Annotated in this window: 13 protein-coding genes and 1 pseudogene; 11 read left to right on the forward strand and 3 right to left on the reverse strand. The window is 56.6% G+C overall.

Translation table 11 applies throughout. The features are described 5' to 3' along the window. The first annotated feature begins 128 nt into the window (after positions 1 to 128). The 5 genes from G1C95_RS08985 (at position 129) to G1C95_RS09005 (ending at position 7,228) form a co-directional block, all read left to right on the forward strand. Positions 129 to 1,499: a glycoside hydrolase family 27 protein gene (locus tag G1C95_RS08985; protein WP_169172707.1), complete on the forward strand. Its 1,371-nt coding sequence runs from the start codon at positions 129 to 131 to the stop codon at positions 1,497 to 1,499. 82 nt (positions 1,500 to 1,581) lie between these two features. Continuing rightward, entirely contained in the window at positions 1,582 to 3,990 is a 2,409-nt protein-coding gene (locus G1C95_RS08990) for an alpha-L-arabinofuranosidase C-terminal domain-containing protein (protein ID WP_169172620.1), read from the forward strand. A gap of 134 nt (positions 3,991 to 4,124) precedes the next feature. Then, complete coding sequence (locus G1C95_RS08995) at positions 4,125 to 4,952, forward strand: hypothetical protein (protein WP_169172621.1); 828 nt, start codon at positions 4,125 to 4,127, stop codon at positions 4,950 to 4,952. Positions 4,953 to 5,046: 94 nt separating this feature from the next. After that, positions 5,047 to 6,888, forward strand: coding sequence for an AAA family ATPase (locus G1C95_RS09000; RefSeq protein ID WP_169172622.1), 1,842 nt, complete (start codon positions 5,047 to 5,049; stop codon positions 6,886 to 6,888). Between the two features lie 13 nt (positions 6,889 to 6,901). Beyond that, positions 6,902 to 7,228, forward strand: a complete 327-nt coding sequence (locus G1C95_RS09005) for a DMT family transporter (protein ID WP_205832791.1) — start codon at positions 6,902 to 6,904, stop codon at positions 7,226 to 7,228. Positions 7,229 to 7,269: 41 nt separating this feature from the next. Here the strand turns inward: G1C95_RS09005 and G1C95_RS09010 are convergent, their stop codons facing one another. The 3 genes from G1C95_RS09010 to G1C95_RS09020 are packed head-to-tail and all read right to left on the reverse strand — an operon-like array spanning position 7,270 to position 7,831. Then, positions 7,270 to 7,434, reverse strand: coding sequence for a hypothetical protein (locus tag G1C95_RS09010; RefSeq protein WP_169172519.1), 165 nt, complete (start codon positions 7,432 to 7,434; stop codon positions 7,270 to 7,272). Next, entirely contained in the window at positions 7,431 to 7,634 is a 204-nt protein-coding gene (locus G1C95_RS09015; protein WP_169172623.1) for a hypothetical protein, read from the reverse strand. Before G1C95_RS09015 ends, G1C95_RS09010 begins: the two co-directional genes overlap by 4 nt. 29 nt (positions 7,635 to 7,663) lie before the next feature. After that, positions 7,664 to 7,831, reverse strand: a complete 168-nt coding sequence (locus tag G1C95_RS09020; protein ID WP_169172624.1) for a hypothetical protein — start codon at positions 7,829 to 7,831, stop codon at positions 7,664 to 7,666. Positions 7,832 to 8,560: 729 nt separating this feature from the next. Here G1C95_RS09020 and G1C95_RS12660 point away from each other — a divergent pair. From G1C95_RS12660 to G1C95_RS09055, 6 genes and pseudogenes are all read left to right on the forward strand, one after another. Then, a pseudogene (locus G1C95_RS12660) lies at positions 8,561 to 9,646 on the forward strand (ABC transporter substrate-binding protein). Positions 9,647 to 9,785: 139 nt separating this feature from the next. Further along, positions 9,786 to 10,712, forward strand: coding sequence for a carbohydrate ABC transporter permease (locus tag G1C95_RS09035; protein WP_169172627.1), 927 nt, complete (start codon positions 9,786 to 9,788; stop codon positions 10,710 to 10,712). Then, on the forward strand, positions 10,709 to 11,545 hold the full coding sequence (locus G1C95_RS09040; RefSeq protein WP_169172628.1) for a carbohydrate ABC transporter permease: 837 nt from the start codon (positions 10,709 to 10,711) through the stop codon (positions 11,543 to 11,545). The genes G1C95_RS09035 and G1C95_RS09040 overlap by 4 nt, the downstream gene beginning before the upstream one ends. Before the next feature lie 62 nt (positions 11,546 to 11,607). Continuing rightward, on the forward strand, positions 11,608 to 12,612 hold the full coding sequence (locus tag G1C95_RS09045) for a LacI family DNA-binding transcriptional regulator (RefSeq protein ID WP_169172629.1): 1,005 nt from the start codon (positions 11,608 to 11,610) through the stop codon (positions 12,610 to 12,612). Between the two features lie 42 nt (positions 12,613 to 12,654). Next, complete coding sequence (locus G1C95_RS09050) at positions 12,655 to 14,277, forward strand: MGH1-like glycoside hydrolase domain-containing protein (protein ID WP_205832792.1); 1,623 nt, start codon at positions 12,655 to 12,657, stop codon at positions 14,275 to 14,277. A 66-nt stretch (positions 14,278 to 14,343) separates the two neighbouring features. Next, positions 14,344 to 16,986: a discoidin domain-containing protein gene (locus G1C95_RS09055; RefSeq protein ID WP_169172630.1), complete on the forward strand. Its 2,643-nt coding sequence runs from the start codon at positions 14,344 to 14,346 to the stop codon at positions 16,984 to 16,986. The last annotated feature ends 41 nt before the right edge of the window (positions 16,987 to 17,027 follow it).

The following is a 17,027-nucleotide window of genomic DNA, read 5'->3' on the forward strand; positions in this document are numbered from 1 at the left end:
ACTTTATGCGCGACTCGCGCATGTCTTCAATCGGTTATGTTATAGGATATATATCGGTACATAAATCCTAAGGAAGGGGCAGTATGTCCACTGCAACAAGCAATACTCCCAAAGCATGGCGCCCGCCGATGGGCTGGAACAGTTGGGATTCCTACGGCACCACCGTCAACGAGGAAGAAGTACTGGCCAACGCACGCTTCATGGCCGAACACCTGCTCGCCGCCGGCTGGGACACCCTGGTCATCGACATCGACTGGTACGACCCGACCGCCCGCGCCCACGGCTACAACACCGACGCGCCTCTGATCCTCGACGAATTCGGCCGTCAGCTGCCCGACCCGCAGCGCTTCCCAAGCGCGGCAGGCGGCAAAGGCTTCGGCCCATTGGCCGAAAAAGTGCATCAGCTGGGTTTGAAGCTCGGCGTGCACATGATGCGCGGCATTCCGCGCATCGCCGTGGACAAGGATCTGCCGGTGAAGAACTCCACGTTCACCGCCAAGGACGTGGCCGACCTCGACCACGTGTGCAAGTGGAACCCGGACAACTACGGCCTGAAGCCTGGTCATCCCGGCTCTCAAGACTGGTACGACGCGCAGATCGACCAGTTCGCCGAATGGGGACTCGACTTCCTCAAAGTGGACGACATGCAGACCCCGTTCCATGCCGAAGAAATCGCCGCCTACCATCGCGCGATCGCCAAGGCTGAAGCCAAGTGGGGCCGCGACATCAGCCTGTCGCTGTCACCCGGCGGCTGGGTGAGCACCACCTACGTGGACTTTCTGCGTGACAATGCCCAAATGTGGCGCATCAGCGACGACCTGTGGGATCGCTGGGAAGACATCTATCAGCAGCTGCGCCGCCTGCCGCGCTGGGCACCCCTCCAGCAGACCGGCCATTGGGCCGACGCGGATATGCTGCCGCTGGGCCATATCGGACTTCGCGCCGAACGCGGCGACGACCGTGACAGCCGCCTGACCGGCCCCGAACGTCGCACACTGCTGGCCCTGTGGTGCATGGGGCGCTCGCCGCTGATGGTGGGCGGCGACCTGCCCACTTCCACGCCGGAAACCATCGCGCTGTTGGCCAATCCGGCCTTGCAGGAGGTTACGGCTGGCTCCACGAACAACCGCGAAACCGTGTACGAGCGCCAGTTCGCCGAGTGGTGGAACCCTGATTCCTACCGCGGTGACTTGGTGGTATGGGCGGCCGACGCCGCCGACTGGGCCGATGGCACGCCGTCCGCGCATCCGAACGGACGTTATGCCGCGCTGATTTGGACCGGCGAGGATGACTACGAACTTGGCGACAACATCGAACTCAAGTCCATCGTGGGTCTGGAGCATATGGAAGAGCCGTGGACGCTGACCGACCTGTTTGCCGGCGTTGCCGATGGCATGGCCGATGCGGATGCGCGTATCGAAGGTCAGGGTTCGGATCGTGTGATCAAGGGCACCATCCCTGCGCACGGTGTGTTGTGGATTGCCCTCGACCCGCAGTGAGCGAACCGAACCGGTATCGCAAAGCGCAGTGCAGCAACGCAGCAAGGCAATTGGTACGTATTAACACATGAAGGAGTAATTCATGACAGACCAACTCGTCGCCACCCTTGACAAGGCCGGGGTGCGCGCCATCAGCACCGACCTGTGGGGTGTGTTCTTTGAAGACATCTCATCGTCGGCCGATGGTGGTTTGAACAGCGACCTCGTGCAGAACGGCGCATTCGAATACACACGCGCCGACAGCAGGGACTGGAGCAACTACACCGCATGGCGCAAACTGGTGCCCGCCGGCTCGTTCGGTGCCTTCGGCATACGTGACGTGAATCCGGTGGCAGCGGAGAATCCGCACTATGCGCGCTTCGAAATCGGTTCAGTGGAAGGCGGCCCGGTCGGTCTTGAAAACATCGGCTTTGACGGCATGGTGCTGCGCGCGGGAGAAACCTATCATTTCTCCGCATGGCTGCGCGCGGTGAATGGCTCGGCTGAAGCGTCGGTAACGGTTGAACTGATCGGTGATGCCGGTCAGGTACTGGCGTCAGCCGACGTTACTGCTCCCGCTGGTGCATGGGGCAAGATCGAAACAGAGCTGACGATCCCTGCCGGAGAAAGCCAGTCCACCGCCCAACCGTCTGCAACCAACGACCCGTATGCCGGCAAGCCTCAGGTCGCCGAGCAAGGCACGCTGCGCATCATGTTCCCCAGCACCGGCACGGTGGATGTGGACTTCGTCAGCTGCGAGCCCGCCACCACCTATAAGGGCCTCGAACATTTCCGCCCCGACCTGGTGCAGGCGCTGGATGAGCTCAAGCCCCGCTTCATGCGCTTCCCCGGCGGCTGCATCACCCATGGTCTGGGCCTGAACAACATGTACCACTGGGATCGCACCATCGGCGACGTGGAGCATCGTCCGCACAACTTCAACGTGTGGGGATACCACCAGTCCTTCCGCATCGGCTTCTACGAGTACTTCCGTTTGTGCGAAACGGTGGGTATGAAGCCGCTGCCGGTGCTGCCGGCCGGTGTCAGCTGCCAGAACACCAGCCAGGGGCCGGTCCCCATCGCTCAGGAGGACATGCCCGCCTACATTGACGAGGTGCTGGGGCTGATCGACTTCTGCAATGCCGATCCGGCGACCAACAAGTGGGCTGCGAAGCGTGCCGCTATGGGCCATCCGGAACCGTTCAACCTGGAATACCTGGGCATCGGCAACGAGGATCTTATCGATCCCGTGTTCGAGAACCGTTTCCAGCAGATCTTCGACGCGGTGAAGGCCGCCCATCCCGAAATCATCGTGGTCGGTACTGTGGGCCCCGCGCCCTCCGGGCAGGATTACGAAGCGGGCTGGGCTTACGCGCGCAAGGCCGGTGTGCCGATTGTGGACGAGCACTCCTACCAGTCGCCCAGCTGGTGGTTCCATAACCTCCACCACTACGACGAAGCCGACCGCGAAGGCCCCAAGGTGTATCTGGGCGAATACGGCTCCCGTGACACCCACCTGATCAACGGCTTGTCCGAAGCGGCGTTCATGAGCCATATGGAGCTCAACGGCGATGTAGTCGCCATGGCATCCTACGCTCCGCTGTTCTGCAAGAATGGCCACAATAGCTGGGATCCCGACCTCATCTACTTCGACAATGAGCGCGTCTATCATCCCTACAGCTATTGGGTGCAGCAGATGTTCGCCGCCACTACCGCCGATACCGCTTGGCCGGTGTCGCTGGAAGGCCCGGCCACGCTGCGCCGCGACCTGCCGCGCATACTGGGGCTGACATTCACCGGTGGTGCGCACGCCGATTTGACTGACATCGTCGTAACCACCGCCGAAGGCCAGCGCGTTGAACTGCCGGATGTCCACTATCGTGGCAACGGTTCGGCCGATACCGGACTGGCGCTGGAAGCCGACGCCTACACGGTGAACCTCACCGTCACCTACCACGAGGGCATGTGGGGCGTGCAGATGCACACCGGTGACGTGACCGGGCCGAACCATAACGTGATCTCCTTCGGACGTGGCTTCGGCATCGAACTCATTCGTGACGGCAGCGGTTACAGCATCGGCGGTACCGAAACCTCGATGGATATGGTTCGTCCGGGCACTGTGTGGCATGCCGAAGTGCGTGTGAGCGATCGCGGAGAACACGTTGCCTTGTTCATCGATGGCAAGTTGATCGCCGAAGGGCGCGAAGAAGCCGAAGAGCCGCGTCGCACCGTCACCGTGTCCCGCGACAGCGAAACCGGCGCAACCTATGTGCGTATCGTCAACGCGCTTGGCGAACCGGTGCAGGTGAATCTGCAGCAGATCATCGACGAACTGGGCTTGGAACAGTCGGCCTTGGTTGCCGCTACGGCCACTGTATTGCGCGGCGACGATCCGTACGCCGGTGTGAAGGGTGAGGAATCGCCCACCAAACCAGCTGCGGAATCCATCGATCTGAGCGATGGTGTGGTCGAAGCGCCTGCTTGGTCGTTCACCACCATCACAGTGTGCTGATCCAGCGCTGAACTTAGTCCGAACAAACCTTCGGATTGCCTGAAAATTCAGGCCGACAGGGCCCGCTCTTGCAGACGAGAGCGGGCCCGCGTCGTACACTGGGCAGCATACGCATCCAGAAAGCAGGAATATTTATGGCCAGCGAAGACAGCGTCCGCAACAATCACGACGACCATGACGGCCGCACTACCGGCATCGGCAGCAAGTCCGGCTACCAGCTCGACGACAAGCAGAGCGAAGCAGTGGCTGTGCTCGCCAACGCACATAACTACGGCAACGAGTCGAAGTGGAAAACGTTCATGGCGCTGCCAGCCAAGGAGAAATGGCCGTTCTTCGTGCAGCACTTCCTGCTCGGCGTGGTGGCAATCGTGGTGTCTGTTGTTGTGGTGGTAGCGCTGGTGTGGCAGATGGTGTTCAATCGTGTGGACTCCGTCATTGGCGTGCAGGGCATCAACATGAGCCAGTATGCCGATGGATTCGACCAGCTCAAGGCTAATTTCGTCAAAGCTGAGGGCGTTAAAGATGATCGCACGGTTGAAATAGCCGCTGCCATGACTATCACCGAGAACGGTTACAGCGAGTCCAGTGGCATGATGGATGATTCCACGAAGCTGGTGGCCATGACCTCCGCCGGTGAGCTCAACGTCATGCTCGCCAACAGTGATGATGTGGCGATGCTGGCCGGCCAGCGAGGCACTGCCAACAAGGCTTCCGAGGTGCTGAACAAGCAGCGGTTGAACGCCGCCAAGGATGCAGGGCTGCTGGTTGATGTCAAGGGTGAACCCACTGACGACATCACCAAGGCGTATGGCGTGACGATTAACGCCGACTCCTCGGCCGAATGGGCCAAGGTGGACGGCCTACCTGACGAAGCCGTGCTGATGTTCAGCAACGTCACCGAACAGGAGCACAAGGACTGGGCCCTCAAGTTCTACGACTTCCTCATCAATCCTAAAAACTAGTCTGCTGAGGTTCCGTCGAGTATAGCTGGGTATGGCTTAGACGGTAGAATAACCGTAGCTTTTGTGTGGGCGTACTGGCTTTCGGAAGGGTGATATGAGCGGCGGCGTAGCACTGGAATCATGCGGAAACGGGATTTGGCGCGCACCGGGAGCGTGCATTGTGGATCGCTCCGGGCGCAAGCGTTTGCCCATTGGTTTCGGCGGGTTCGATGATGTGGCTGCAACATCGGTTCTGGTGGATAAAACACAGCTGATTGCTGATGTGCTGGATAGCGGTTACGCTGTAACGCTGTTCTGTCGCCCTCGTCGTTTTGGCAAAACGCTGAATATGACGACGTTGAAAGCGTTCCTTGAGATTCCCACCGACGGTCGCAGTCGTGCGCCTTTGTTCGAAGGAACGGATATCTGGCAGGCTGATGGAGGCCGGTATCGTCAATACCAAGGCGCGTACCCAGTGGTGCATATGAGTATGCTCGCGGCCAAAGGGCAGACATGGAAAGATACGTATGCTGCACTGACCGACGTAATCATCGGTGAATATGCGCGACACAGGTATGTGCTGGAAAGCGACAATCTTGCTGCTGATGATCGAGAGTACTTTGAACGGATTCTGTCTGGAGAGACGTCTGAACGGGATTATTTGTCGTCGTTGAGACGATTGGCGATGATATTGCGTCAGTATCATCATCGTGACGTGGTGGTGTTGATTGATGAGTATGACGCTCCGATTATGGCCGCGTATTCTGCTCCCGGCGGTGGCTATTACGATGAGGCGGTTTCCTTTTTGAAGATGTTGCTCACCGGCACGTTGAAGAATAGTGGCGGTCTGATGGCGTTCGCATGTTTGACCGGCGTGCAGCGCATCAGCAAGGAGTCTATTTTCAGCGATTTGAACAATATGGTTGTGGATACCGCGCTGTCTACTGAATTCGATGAGCATTACGGGTTTACGGATGCGCAGGTGCAGGCATTGGCCGCGTATCTGGGCTATAGCGACTGCATGGATGAGATGCGTGAGTGGTATGACGGCTACCGATTCGGTGACGTTGACGTATACAACCCATGGAGCGTGCTGAATTATCTCAAGCAAGGATGCGCCGCGGACGTGTACTGGGGCAATACGTCTGGTAACGATGTGATCGGTGGCCTGATGCGTAGTGCCAACGCCGAGACCTTGGAGAAGATATACACACTGATGCAGCCGGGAGGGGTGGTGTCTGCGCCGCTAAACCTCGGTGTTGTGTTTCCGGATCTAGGGATTCGTGGGAATGCCATCTGGTCGATGCTGTATCTTGCCGGGTATTTGACTACGGACGACACCTCGCGCCCTGGTATGGTGCAATTGCCACGCCGGCTGCGCATCCCTAATTTGGAGATCGCCAGCCTGTACCATTCCGAAATCATTGAGCGTTTTGCCGATGCCGCCGGTGGCTATGACCATTTGGAATCCTTCCGAAAAGCACTGGTCGAGGGAGATGCGCAACGCCTGAACGAAGAATTGAACCGTATGCTGCGCGACTCATTGTCCAGTTTCGACTTAGTCAATGAGAATGCCTGTCACATGCTGCTGATGGGTCTGTGCTTCGGGGTGCCAGGGTATGCGGATCCAACCTCCAACAGAGAGGCTGGTTATGGGCGTTACGATATTCGTCTTGTCCCTGCAGCTGGTGGGCCTGATGCGTTCTCCTTTATGCCTTCCACCGGCAAACCGTTGATTACTATCGAATTGAAGTACCTGAAGGCAGACAGTGCTCTGTCCGACTCTATGTTTCAGGATGACGCGCTGCGCAGCAGAGCGGTTGCGGCAATTCAGCAGATTGAAGAACGCTCGTATGACACAGATGCGTCGAAGTTAGGCGCGCAAGGTCGTGTCCGTTGGGGTATCGTCTTCAGCGGCAAACATTGCGTTGCGGTCTGTGAGCAGATTGCCGGATGAATGGTGGTGCTGAATGATTCATTACGTGTTTTTGGGTGTGGCGATTGTGCTGGAATGTATCGCCAGCTCGATGCTGAAGACGACCGTAGGATTCACCAAACCGGTGCCGTCGGTGGTGTGCCTGACGCTGTATGCCGTCTGCTTTTTCATGCTCAGCAAAGCGTTGGAAGGCATGCCGCTGTCAGTGGCGTATGCCACTTGGTGCGCGGTCGGCATCATCATCACCACGGCTGTGTCCGTGCTAGTGTACAAGGATCATCTCAACCTGATGACCGGCGTCGGCATCGCGCTCACCGTGGCCGGCGTCGTGCTCATCAACCTCTTCGGCGGCGGTCACTGACGGCCAAAGCTGTGCAAATGTTTTGGGCGGTTGTCGAATGATCAGCCGCGCTTCGATCCCTGCCGGCTGATGCCGCCCTTATGCCCTGTGGCTTTGAACGGCATTGCGTTTTTGCGGTTGAACTTGGCAGCATTCTTGTATGCGTGCAAGTTCGTTTGATTGTCTTGATTGTTAGTGAAGGCTTTTGATCGGCTGATGGCGCTCATGAGTTATGTCCCACAAGAATGCTGCCATTGGCCACGCCGTTGAGGAACCATTTCTTAACTTCATCGGGAACGGGTTTGTTCTTCGGCCAGTTTTCTGGGTAAACCGTGAGATTGGTAATCGGGCCGGTGATTCCGTTGCGTTCGATGTTTTCACCTTCTTCATTGAGATCAATGACGATGGGATTCAAATGCTGTGTCATGTTATTTCCTTGGGTTTTCATGCTGTGGGTTACTGTTCTGCGATGCCAAGTTCTCGCAGAAATTTCTTGGTTGCTGGCATAGCGTGGAACAGCACCCTCAGCGGGTTTCCTTGTGCATCGGTATAGGGCTTAGCATCTTGTGCAATCATCTCCATCATAATCCCGTCTGCTGTATAGCCTGCTGCGATGATTTGCAAAGGAGTCTCGTTTGCTCTAATGCCTTGTGCATACGGTGATTGCCATGCGTAAACTATGTCTTCGGGTGATGCGTGCCTAGCTCGACCTGCAATTAGCCTACTATGCAGCGCAAAATGAGGATTGAGACGTATCGGCTGTGACATGTTGACCTCCTGTTGGCTTCTTGCTGGAGACATTCCGTGCTGTATAACTCATGCTGAGTGATATCGCTGGGGTGCGCAAGCGCAAGAGGGCAATGTGGAGACAGTGACGTAGTTAGTAATTGCAGAATGTGGATAACTTTCTGTTGATGCTCGTCCTTCTGGTATGGATGTAACCGTCTGCCGACGACGTGGTCAGCTTGGCCTTCAACAGGCTTGAGCGGCTGCCATATATGGCAATAACGTTTAAGTAAATGGCTAAACAAGAACGTTTCAACACGCCGAGAGCTCGGCTTGATAATAGTGGCAATAATCCTTGGTAAATAAGTGTTTTTAAGGTATTTTGCGATGTATTAAATGACGAAGTTAAACGTTCTTGTAAAAATGTGTTATGCTGATATCAAGCTCAACGACAGAGTGACGGAAACAACGCAAAGGAGAAAGACAATGCGGTCACGTTTTACCAAGGCAATCATCGCGGCGATTGGTGCAGCGGCACTTGTTGTGCCGATGGCGGCCTGCGGCTCGTCCAACGGCAGCTCATCCGACAATACGCTCACTATCTATTCGTACTACAACAAGAATGCCATGACTCCGGTCGTGGAAGCCTTCAAAGATGCCAACCCCGACATCAATGTTGAAATCGCTTACGGCAATGGCGATTCCGATTACAACTCCACGCTCCAGACTCGCATCGCCGGCAATCAGGCTCCCGATGTATTCAATCTTTCCGGCAACAATGCCAACGATCTGATGAGCAACGGAGCGGCCGCCGATCTGACCGGTGCTGACTATCTCGATGGCATCGACCAGTCTTATCTTGACGCCTACAGCAAGGACGGCAAGGTTTACGGCATGTCCATCTCCGGTTGGCTTGCCGGCATCGTCTACAACAAGGATATGCTGGCTGAAGTTGGTTACGACACCGTGCCCGACAATCTTGAGGATTTCGCCAAACTCGTTAAGGCACTGAACGACAAGGGCATTACGCCGTATCTTGAAAACGGTCAGGAGATGAGCGGTTCGCTTATTGCGCTGATGGGCAGCATCAATAAGTAGACCGGTTTGGAGGGCTTCGGTGATCAGGCCAATATCACCGATGTCTGGCAGCAGGCACTTGAAGAATGGAACACCGGCTTTATCGAGTCCGGCGCTCTCCCCGACGAGGCCACCGGTCTGAACGCCGATCAGGTCAAGCAGTCCTTCATCAACGGAGAAGCCGCCATGTACCGCACCGGCGGTTGGGATGTGGCCGATATCAAGGAAGCCGGCGTGAACTACGGCTTTGCCGCGTTCCCCGCCGCTACGGGCTCCGAACAGTGGATCGACGGCGGTGCCGATCCGGCCTTCGCCATCTCGTCCAAAGCCAAGCACAAGGATCTGGCAGAGAAGTTCCTCGCTTTCATGAACTCTGAGGAAGGCTTGGAGGCCTTCACCACCGCCTATGGTTCCGCTTCCATCTCCGACAATTACACCTCCGAGGTCGATGAGCAGATCAAGCCGCTGTATGATAACTACTTCTTCCAGAACAAGTACTTCTGGGTGTCCTTCGATAAGGGATCCACGGCCATGAGCGCCGAAGTCATCTCCCAGCAGCAGGGTGTCCAAGGCGGACAGTCCACTCCGGAGGAAGCTGCCAAGGGCATCAACGACAAATGGGCATCGGTGCAGTAGCCGTCAACCGGGAACTGCCTGAATCTCACCTGCAAACCGACCCGTCGCCTCTTTGATCTGGTTTGTCCGTCAACTCTGACGGGTCGGTCCCGGCCTCGCCGAAATTCCACACATCACATCATCACGAAAGCTGCTTCTTATGAGTGCCTCCGCATCGCACGCCCAGACGGTGGTGAAACCCCGGTGGCGTATCAAGCCGGAAGACAGGGCCACGTTCTTCTTCCTGCTGCCGATTATGGTCGTCTTCGTCGTACTGACGCTAGTGCCTTTACTCTCCAGCATCTATTACTCCCTCACCGACTACAACGGTTTCAACCCCGAATATTCGATCGTAGGACTGAAAAACTACGCCACCATCTTCACCGAAGCCGAGTTGCTGCACAGCCTTGGATTCACCCTGCTGTTCGCCATCTCCACCACGATTCTGATCACTGTGCTGGCTCTGCCATTGGCGGTCACTCTGAACAAGGCCTTCTATGGGCGTTCGGTGGCTCGCTCCTTGTTCTTCTTCCTCGGCGTCCCTGCACAGGCCATCATCGGTTTGATTTGGCGTCAGATTTTCTCTCCGATGAAGTCCGGCATCATCAACCAGGTTCTTGATCTATTCACCATTCCGCCGATTCCATGGACTTCCGACGATCACTGGGCTCAGTTCTGCGTGATCTTCGTAGGTGTATGGATGGGTACTGGTTGGCACGCGACGCTTTATTTGGCGTATATGCAGGCCATTCCCGCTGATTTGTACGAACAATCGCTGATTGATGGTGCCAACTCCCGTCAGCAGTTCTTCCACATCACTTTGCCCCAGCTGGTGCCATGTGTTGTGGTCTCCACGTTCCTCATCATGACCGGCAACCTCAAGATCTACGACCTGCCCTACACCTTGACCGCTGGTGGTCCACGCAACGCCACCATGACCATCACGCAAGCGATTCTGCTGCGTGGCACCGGCCAATCCCAATACGGCGTTGGCTCCGCCCTCGCCGTCGTGTTCACCATCGTCTGCCTCTTGCTGGTGACTGTGCAGCAGCTCGTCGCCGGTGCCGTACAAAGGAGATTCGAATGACCGAGTCACGCGCCAACAGCCTGCCCCGTAGGATTCTGCGCACTATCGTGGTGCTGGGTTTGGCCATCATCTGCGCCATCCCGTTGTACTACGTCATCGTCAGTTCGTTCAAAACGAATACGGAGATGACCCAGCATCCCTTTGCATTGCCTCAGCACTGGGATCTCACCAAATATCAGGAGGCTATCGCCGACGGTTCAATCTGGCTGGCCTTCGGCAACAGCATCGTCGTCACCTTCTTCGCAGTAATCCTGCAGGTGGCCGTCGGCTCCCTTGCCGCATACGCGATGATTCTCAAAAAGAATTGGCTGACCGTTGGCATGGGAGCGGTGCTGACCATCGCCTTCTGCATCCCGGTGCAGTCCACGCTGCTTCCGCTGTATCAGATGGAAGGTGCGATCGGCGTGGTCAACACATTGCCCGGTCTGATCGCGCTGTATCTGGTCGATTCGGCCTTCTGTTACTACCTTGTTGTCGGCTATATGCGCAAGCTGCCGATGGAATTGCTGGAAGCCGCACGAGTCGACGGTGCCGGGCCATTCCGCATCTACTGGCAGATTGTACTGCCGCTGATTCGACCGATTCTAGCCACTGTCGTGGTGTTCCAAACCCTGGCCGTCTGGAATGACTTCCTGCGCCCCAGCGTGTTTACCACCGACCAGTCCAAGCGCACCGTCGTGCTGCAGGTCTATAACGCGGTTGACACCTTCTCGACAGATTGGCCGTTGTTCATGGCTATCACCTGCATCGCCTTGGCGCCAGTGGTTGTGTTCTTCCTCTTCTGCCAGCGTTACATCGTCTCCGGTCTGGTCGCTGGTGCGGTAAAGGGCTAAGTAGAACAAGACCCACTTTGAGCAGTATCTCGATATCAAATAGACGGAAAGGAGGAGCGATTGTGGTCACACTGCGTGATGTAGCCGCTGAAGCCGGCGTGTCTGTAGCCACTGCCTCAGTTGTGTTGCGTGGCGAACCAGGATTTCGCTCCTCCACCCGTGAACGCATTCTCGATACTGCTCGCAGGATGCACTATACGGCAAACATGCCAGCACGATTCCTCAAACAAGGTGCCAGCGGCGTAATCGCATTCGTTGTGCCTGATTTGGCAAACCCGTATTTCTCTGATTTGGCTTGGGCCGTATCACGGTCTGCCGCCCGACACGGATACCAGACCATAGTGCAACCGACCAACGCGTCACTTGCCACGGAACGTGACTTTTTGAAAAAAGTGAACTCTCCGATGTGCGACGGTCTGATCCTCAGCCTGCACAATGTGCCGGAGGATGAATTGCGCTCGCTAATTGGCGATCATCCGGCAGTTTTGTTCGAAGATTACTCCGAGCAACCGTTGTATGACAACGTTGCCTTGCCCCTGGAAGCTGCTTTCCGAACGGCGTTCTCTTATCTCAGGGAACGAGGATATCGGCATGCCGCCGTGGTAGGTGGGCGTCGCTTTGCTGATGGCGAAGTCAGCGCCCGAGGTCGCAACGTCGGCTCCCGGTTGGCGGTTAAGGCCATGGTGGAGAGCGGCATGGGGACTCAATCTGATGTCATCGCTTGCGATTGGACGGTATCCGGCGGTGCTCACGTTGCCGTTACGGCCATTCACGATGACCTTGAGCATGACGCATTGTTCTGTATGAACGATCTGATTGCGTTCGGAGTAGTTCAGGGACTTCGGAACATGGGGATACGTATACCGAAGGACAAAGCCGTATGTGGTTTCGACGGTGTGAGCCCAGCATCATACGCGTCCCCACAATTGTCCACCATCGCTGTGGACTTTGACGGCATGGCTGAATCGGCCGTTGCGATGTTGGTGGAGCGGATCAGGAATCGATCGGAAGATGCGCCGAAGCGTGTGGACAGCGGCTTCTGCCTGATTCGTGGCGAAACAGCTTAATCGATATCGATTTTATGTAATGAACGAAGAAAGGGAATCCCGATGACTGAAATATATCAGCCAGTGGAGGAGCGTACCGCGCCGGGGCCTCTTCGAAATCCGGACGAGGTGATTGACCGTTATGTCGCGTGTTTCAACCGTCATGATGAAGAATTGCGGCACGGGGGAGTGCCCAATGCGTTGGCGGCTGAGTGGATGAAGCGCGAGGTGCCGTTCTTCGAATGTGCCGATTCCCTGTTGGAACGCGTGTACTGGTTCCGCTGGTGGGTGTTCCGCAAGCATATCGTCAATACGCCTGATGGACACATCATTACGGAATTCCTGCCGGATGTGTATTGGTCGGGCGCCTACAATTCCATCAATTGCGCCAGCGGACATCACATTGCTGAAGCGCGTTGGCTGCGCGGCGGCAAAGAACTGATTCGTGAATATGTGAATTTCTGGTTCAAAGGGCCGGGCGACGAACTGTCGTATTCTTCATGGGTTATTGATGCCATCGTGCGGTATGCCGAACTGCGCGATGACCGTGAGCTGGCGGTGGGGCTGCTTGACGAGTTCGTGCGTTTCTATCGCACCGTTGAGGATCGCAATATGACGCGGTATGGCCTGTTCTGGTCATATGATGATCGTGACGCCATGGAGGACTCCATCTCCGGCTCGGGATTGCGGCCTACGCTGAATAGCTACATGGCGGCCAACGCCCGAGCCATCGCGACAATCGCTCGCTGGGCTGGACACGATACTCTGGCATTCGAATATGACACCAAAGCGGATACGCTGACCGATTTGATTCGTACGTATCTGTGGGATAAGGATGCGGATTTCTTCAAGGTCATTCCGTTGAATGACAAAGACGATGCTTTGGCGTCAATGGATTTTGCGGATGTGGATCCGGGACGAAACGTACGTGAAGAGATCGGCTATATCCCATGGGCATTCGGATTGGCCGACAACGCCCATGAAAAAGCCTGGTCTTGGCTGAATGATTCCGATTATTTTGCCGGTGCCGTCGGCATACGCACGGCCGAAATCAACCACCCTCGGTATATGAACCGCGAATCCGCGCACGAGTGCCAGTGGAATGGGCCGTGCTGGCCATTCGCCACCACGCAGACCTTGAATTCTATGTTGGCGGAAATTCGGTCTGGACGAGGTGCTTTGTCGGCGGACGATTTCATGCGTGAACTGCGCCGGTACGCCGCCATCCACACTCGCCAGCGTGATGATGGCGAGATTGTCGACTGGCTGGACGAAGACCTGGATGCTGACACCGGAGCATGGATTTCGCGTGACCAGCTCGAAGCGTGGGGTTGGCGCGACGACAAAGGCGGCTATGAGCGAGGTAAGGATTACAACCATTCTGCGTTCGCCGACCTGATTATCTCCGGGCTGGCCGGCCTGCGTGTGGACGAGCATGCGGATGCGACAGTGCTGGTCGTCGAGCCACTTGCCGCAGGAAGGTCGATGCCTTACTGGCGTTTGCTGGGTGTGCCAGTCAGGGGGCATAGCGTTGATGTGTTGTATGACCGTGAGGGCGACCGGTATGGCTGTGGTGTCGGTCTGACGGTGCGCGTTGACGGTGTTGAATGTCATGACGTGGGGGAGTCTCGCGATGGGGTGCAGGTTGTGTTGGCACGTCAAGCGAGAAAGGAGAGCATTCGGTAGCGCATTGGGCATGGACGCCATGCCTTGATAATCCCACCTTCTAATCAATGATGATGAAAGGACGACATGACAACGAAACAGATGCTGCGCAAGTTGATGGCGGCACCGGTTGTAGTACTGGCGACGATGGCTTTGGGATTTGCCACTCCAACGTACGCTGGCGCGGTGGAAGCCAACGATGGCGGCCGCGTGATTTCCCAGATCAAACAAAAAGACAATGGTGAATGGTATTTGGAGGTCGATGGACAACCGTATCTCTACTCATTCGTGCAGAATATGGGTACGTGGGAGCGGCTGGGACACCAACAGGAATTCAAGGAAGACTCAGGTGCTGATGACCCTGATTATCCGACCGCTCAGCTGGATCTCAGCTTTACGGAGAACATGTATGAAAAAACGGCCAATCTGAACTATTCCACGATTTCTCAGGCGCTATTGTGGCGCGATATCGAGGTGAAACCGGGCGTCTACGACTTCACCGTGTTGGATAGCTATGTGAATTGGGCCAAGAAATACGGTATGAAAATAGATCTGGCCTGGTTCGGCTCCGCCTGTCAGAGCGGGTCGCGTATCCCCACGATGAGCTATGCATGGAACGGCAAAGGCGAGAAGGTCGATATTGGCTACCAGTACACGCCGCCGTGGTGGTACGTGCAGGATGACGAAGGCAACCCAATCGGCACATACTACGATATCTCCAGTGGCGAGGGCAAAGTCGATTATCCGCTGATTACCTCCGGTGAGCAGGCCGAGGAGATGAAGCAGGCCGAGTATGACGTGCTTGCGGCGATCTTCGAGCATCTTGCCCAGGCCGATCCCGACGGCACGGTGATCACCATCCAGATCGAGAATGAGCCAAACGGTAATCCGCAGTTCAAAACGGAATACATCCAATGGATGAACTACCTCGGCAAGGCGGTGAAGACTTCCGACTATGTGGTGGCCACCCGAGTCAACTATTCGGGGTGGGGCAATGATGTGAATATCAACGACTACGAATATCTGGATTTCGCCGGACCGGACCCATACTCCACGAAGGTCTCGGATATGAAGAGCATCATCGCCAATGGCAAGCAGTACAACACGTTGGCCCATATCGCCGAGAATTCCGGCAGCTATGGCAACCTCACTTCACTGGAGACCGCCACTTTCGTCAATGGCGGATACTACGGCACCTGGCAGCTGAGCAACTGGTTCTGCGACGGTGGCGGTGGCCATTTCAACGGTCCCCACGCGTTGTACAGCAACCGTGACACCGCTGGTGACAACCAGGAGATGTACTACGAGTGGACGCTTGGCGAGATTCCGGCCATGACACAGCAGGCCAAAGACGTGCAGCGATACAATCTTGGCCTCAACAAAATCGGCACGAAGATCGCCGGTGCTGTGGCATCCAACCGTACCGCCTTCAATGTCGACACGGATGATCCGCTGACTCAATACGAAGCTATGAATCGCGTCGGACGTTATCAACTCGGTTTCGAGACGACCGATGGTGCTGTGGGCATCGCGGTGGCGGATGGGCAGAACCTGTACATCACCTCGGATACCGCCACCTCCGTGACCGTGACGACCAAGCAGAAGCCGGATGCCGTTTCGGCGGGTGGTCTGAACGGTGACGAATGGGCGGTCGAATCCGAGCGCGACATCACGGTGTTGGATGACGGCACTTATGCGGTGACGCTGAACGCAGGTGAGGCGTTGCGTCTCGAGATGCCCGTGGGCGATGAGCTGACCAACCTTGCGTTGACTGCGGAAGCCTCCACGACCAGCGAGCAGTCCGCCTATCCCGCATCGAACGTGAACGACGGCGACGAATGGACCGGTCTGAAGAGCAAGGACGCCAGCGTCCCCCAGTATGTCACCTTGACCTGGGACGAGGCGCAGAGCTTCGACGCGGTCGACCTGGTCGGCATCTATGCGCAAGGTCAGAACCCCACCAATTGGGATGTCGAGGTGTCCAAGGACGGCTCCACATGGACGAAGATCGCCAATTCAGGAGACGTGCAGTGGGCCAGTAGCGACGACACCGCCGAACGTAAAAGCGTGAGTGTGCCCATGCAGCAAGGCATCAAGGGGCTGCGCCTGAAAATCAACAAGGCAAACACCAGCTGGGGAGCGTATTACATCACGGAGATTCAGGTGACCAATTCGCGCGAACCGGTCAACGACCTTGTTGCGCAGTTGATGGAACAGATCGAATTGGCCAATCAGGAGGTCGTCCGGACGGATGTTTATACCGAGTCCTCACTTGAAGCTCTGCGGTCGGCCATCGAGGCGGCTCAGGCTGTGGCGAATAACGATGCCTGCACTAAGGAACAGGTGAAGGACGCGATGGACAAGTTGAAGCTTGCAATCGATGGTCTGGAGAACAAGCCATCTGACGGTGGCCAGGATCCGGACGATGGCCAGGATCCGGACGGTGGCCAAGATCCGGACGGTGGCCAGGATCCGGACGGTGGCCAAGATCAGGGCGGTGGCCAGAGCCAGGGCGGTGGTCAGGATTCGGATGGTCACGGCAGCGCGGATCCAGACGACGGCCAGTATCAGAGCCCCGATTCCACATCCTCGGCTGAAGTGAACGGTGCTGGGTGGCTTTCGAACACTGGTACGTCGGTGTGGCCCATGGCCGTGGCTGGTGTGGCGATGTCCATTGTCGCGGGAATATCCCTGGTCGTGCTGCGCAGATCACCAAGACATGTGAAGTGACGATTGCCGCTATTTTTAGCATGATAACGATTAAGAACCCC

The sequence above is a fragment of the Bifidobacterium oedipodis genome, from assembly GCF_012932425.1.
GTDB classification, from domain to species: domain Bacteria; phylum Actinomycetota; class Actinomycetes; order Actinomycetales; family Bifidobacteriaceae; genus Bifidobacterium; species Bifidobacterium oedipodis.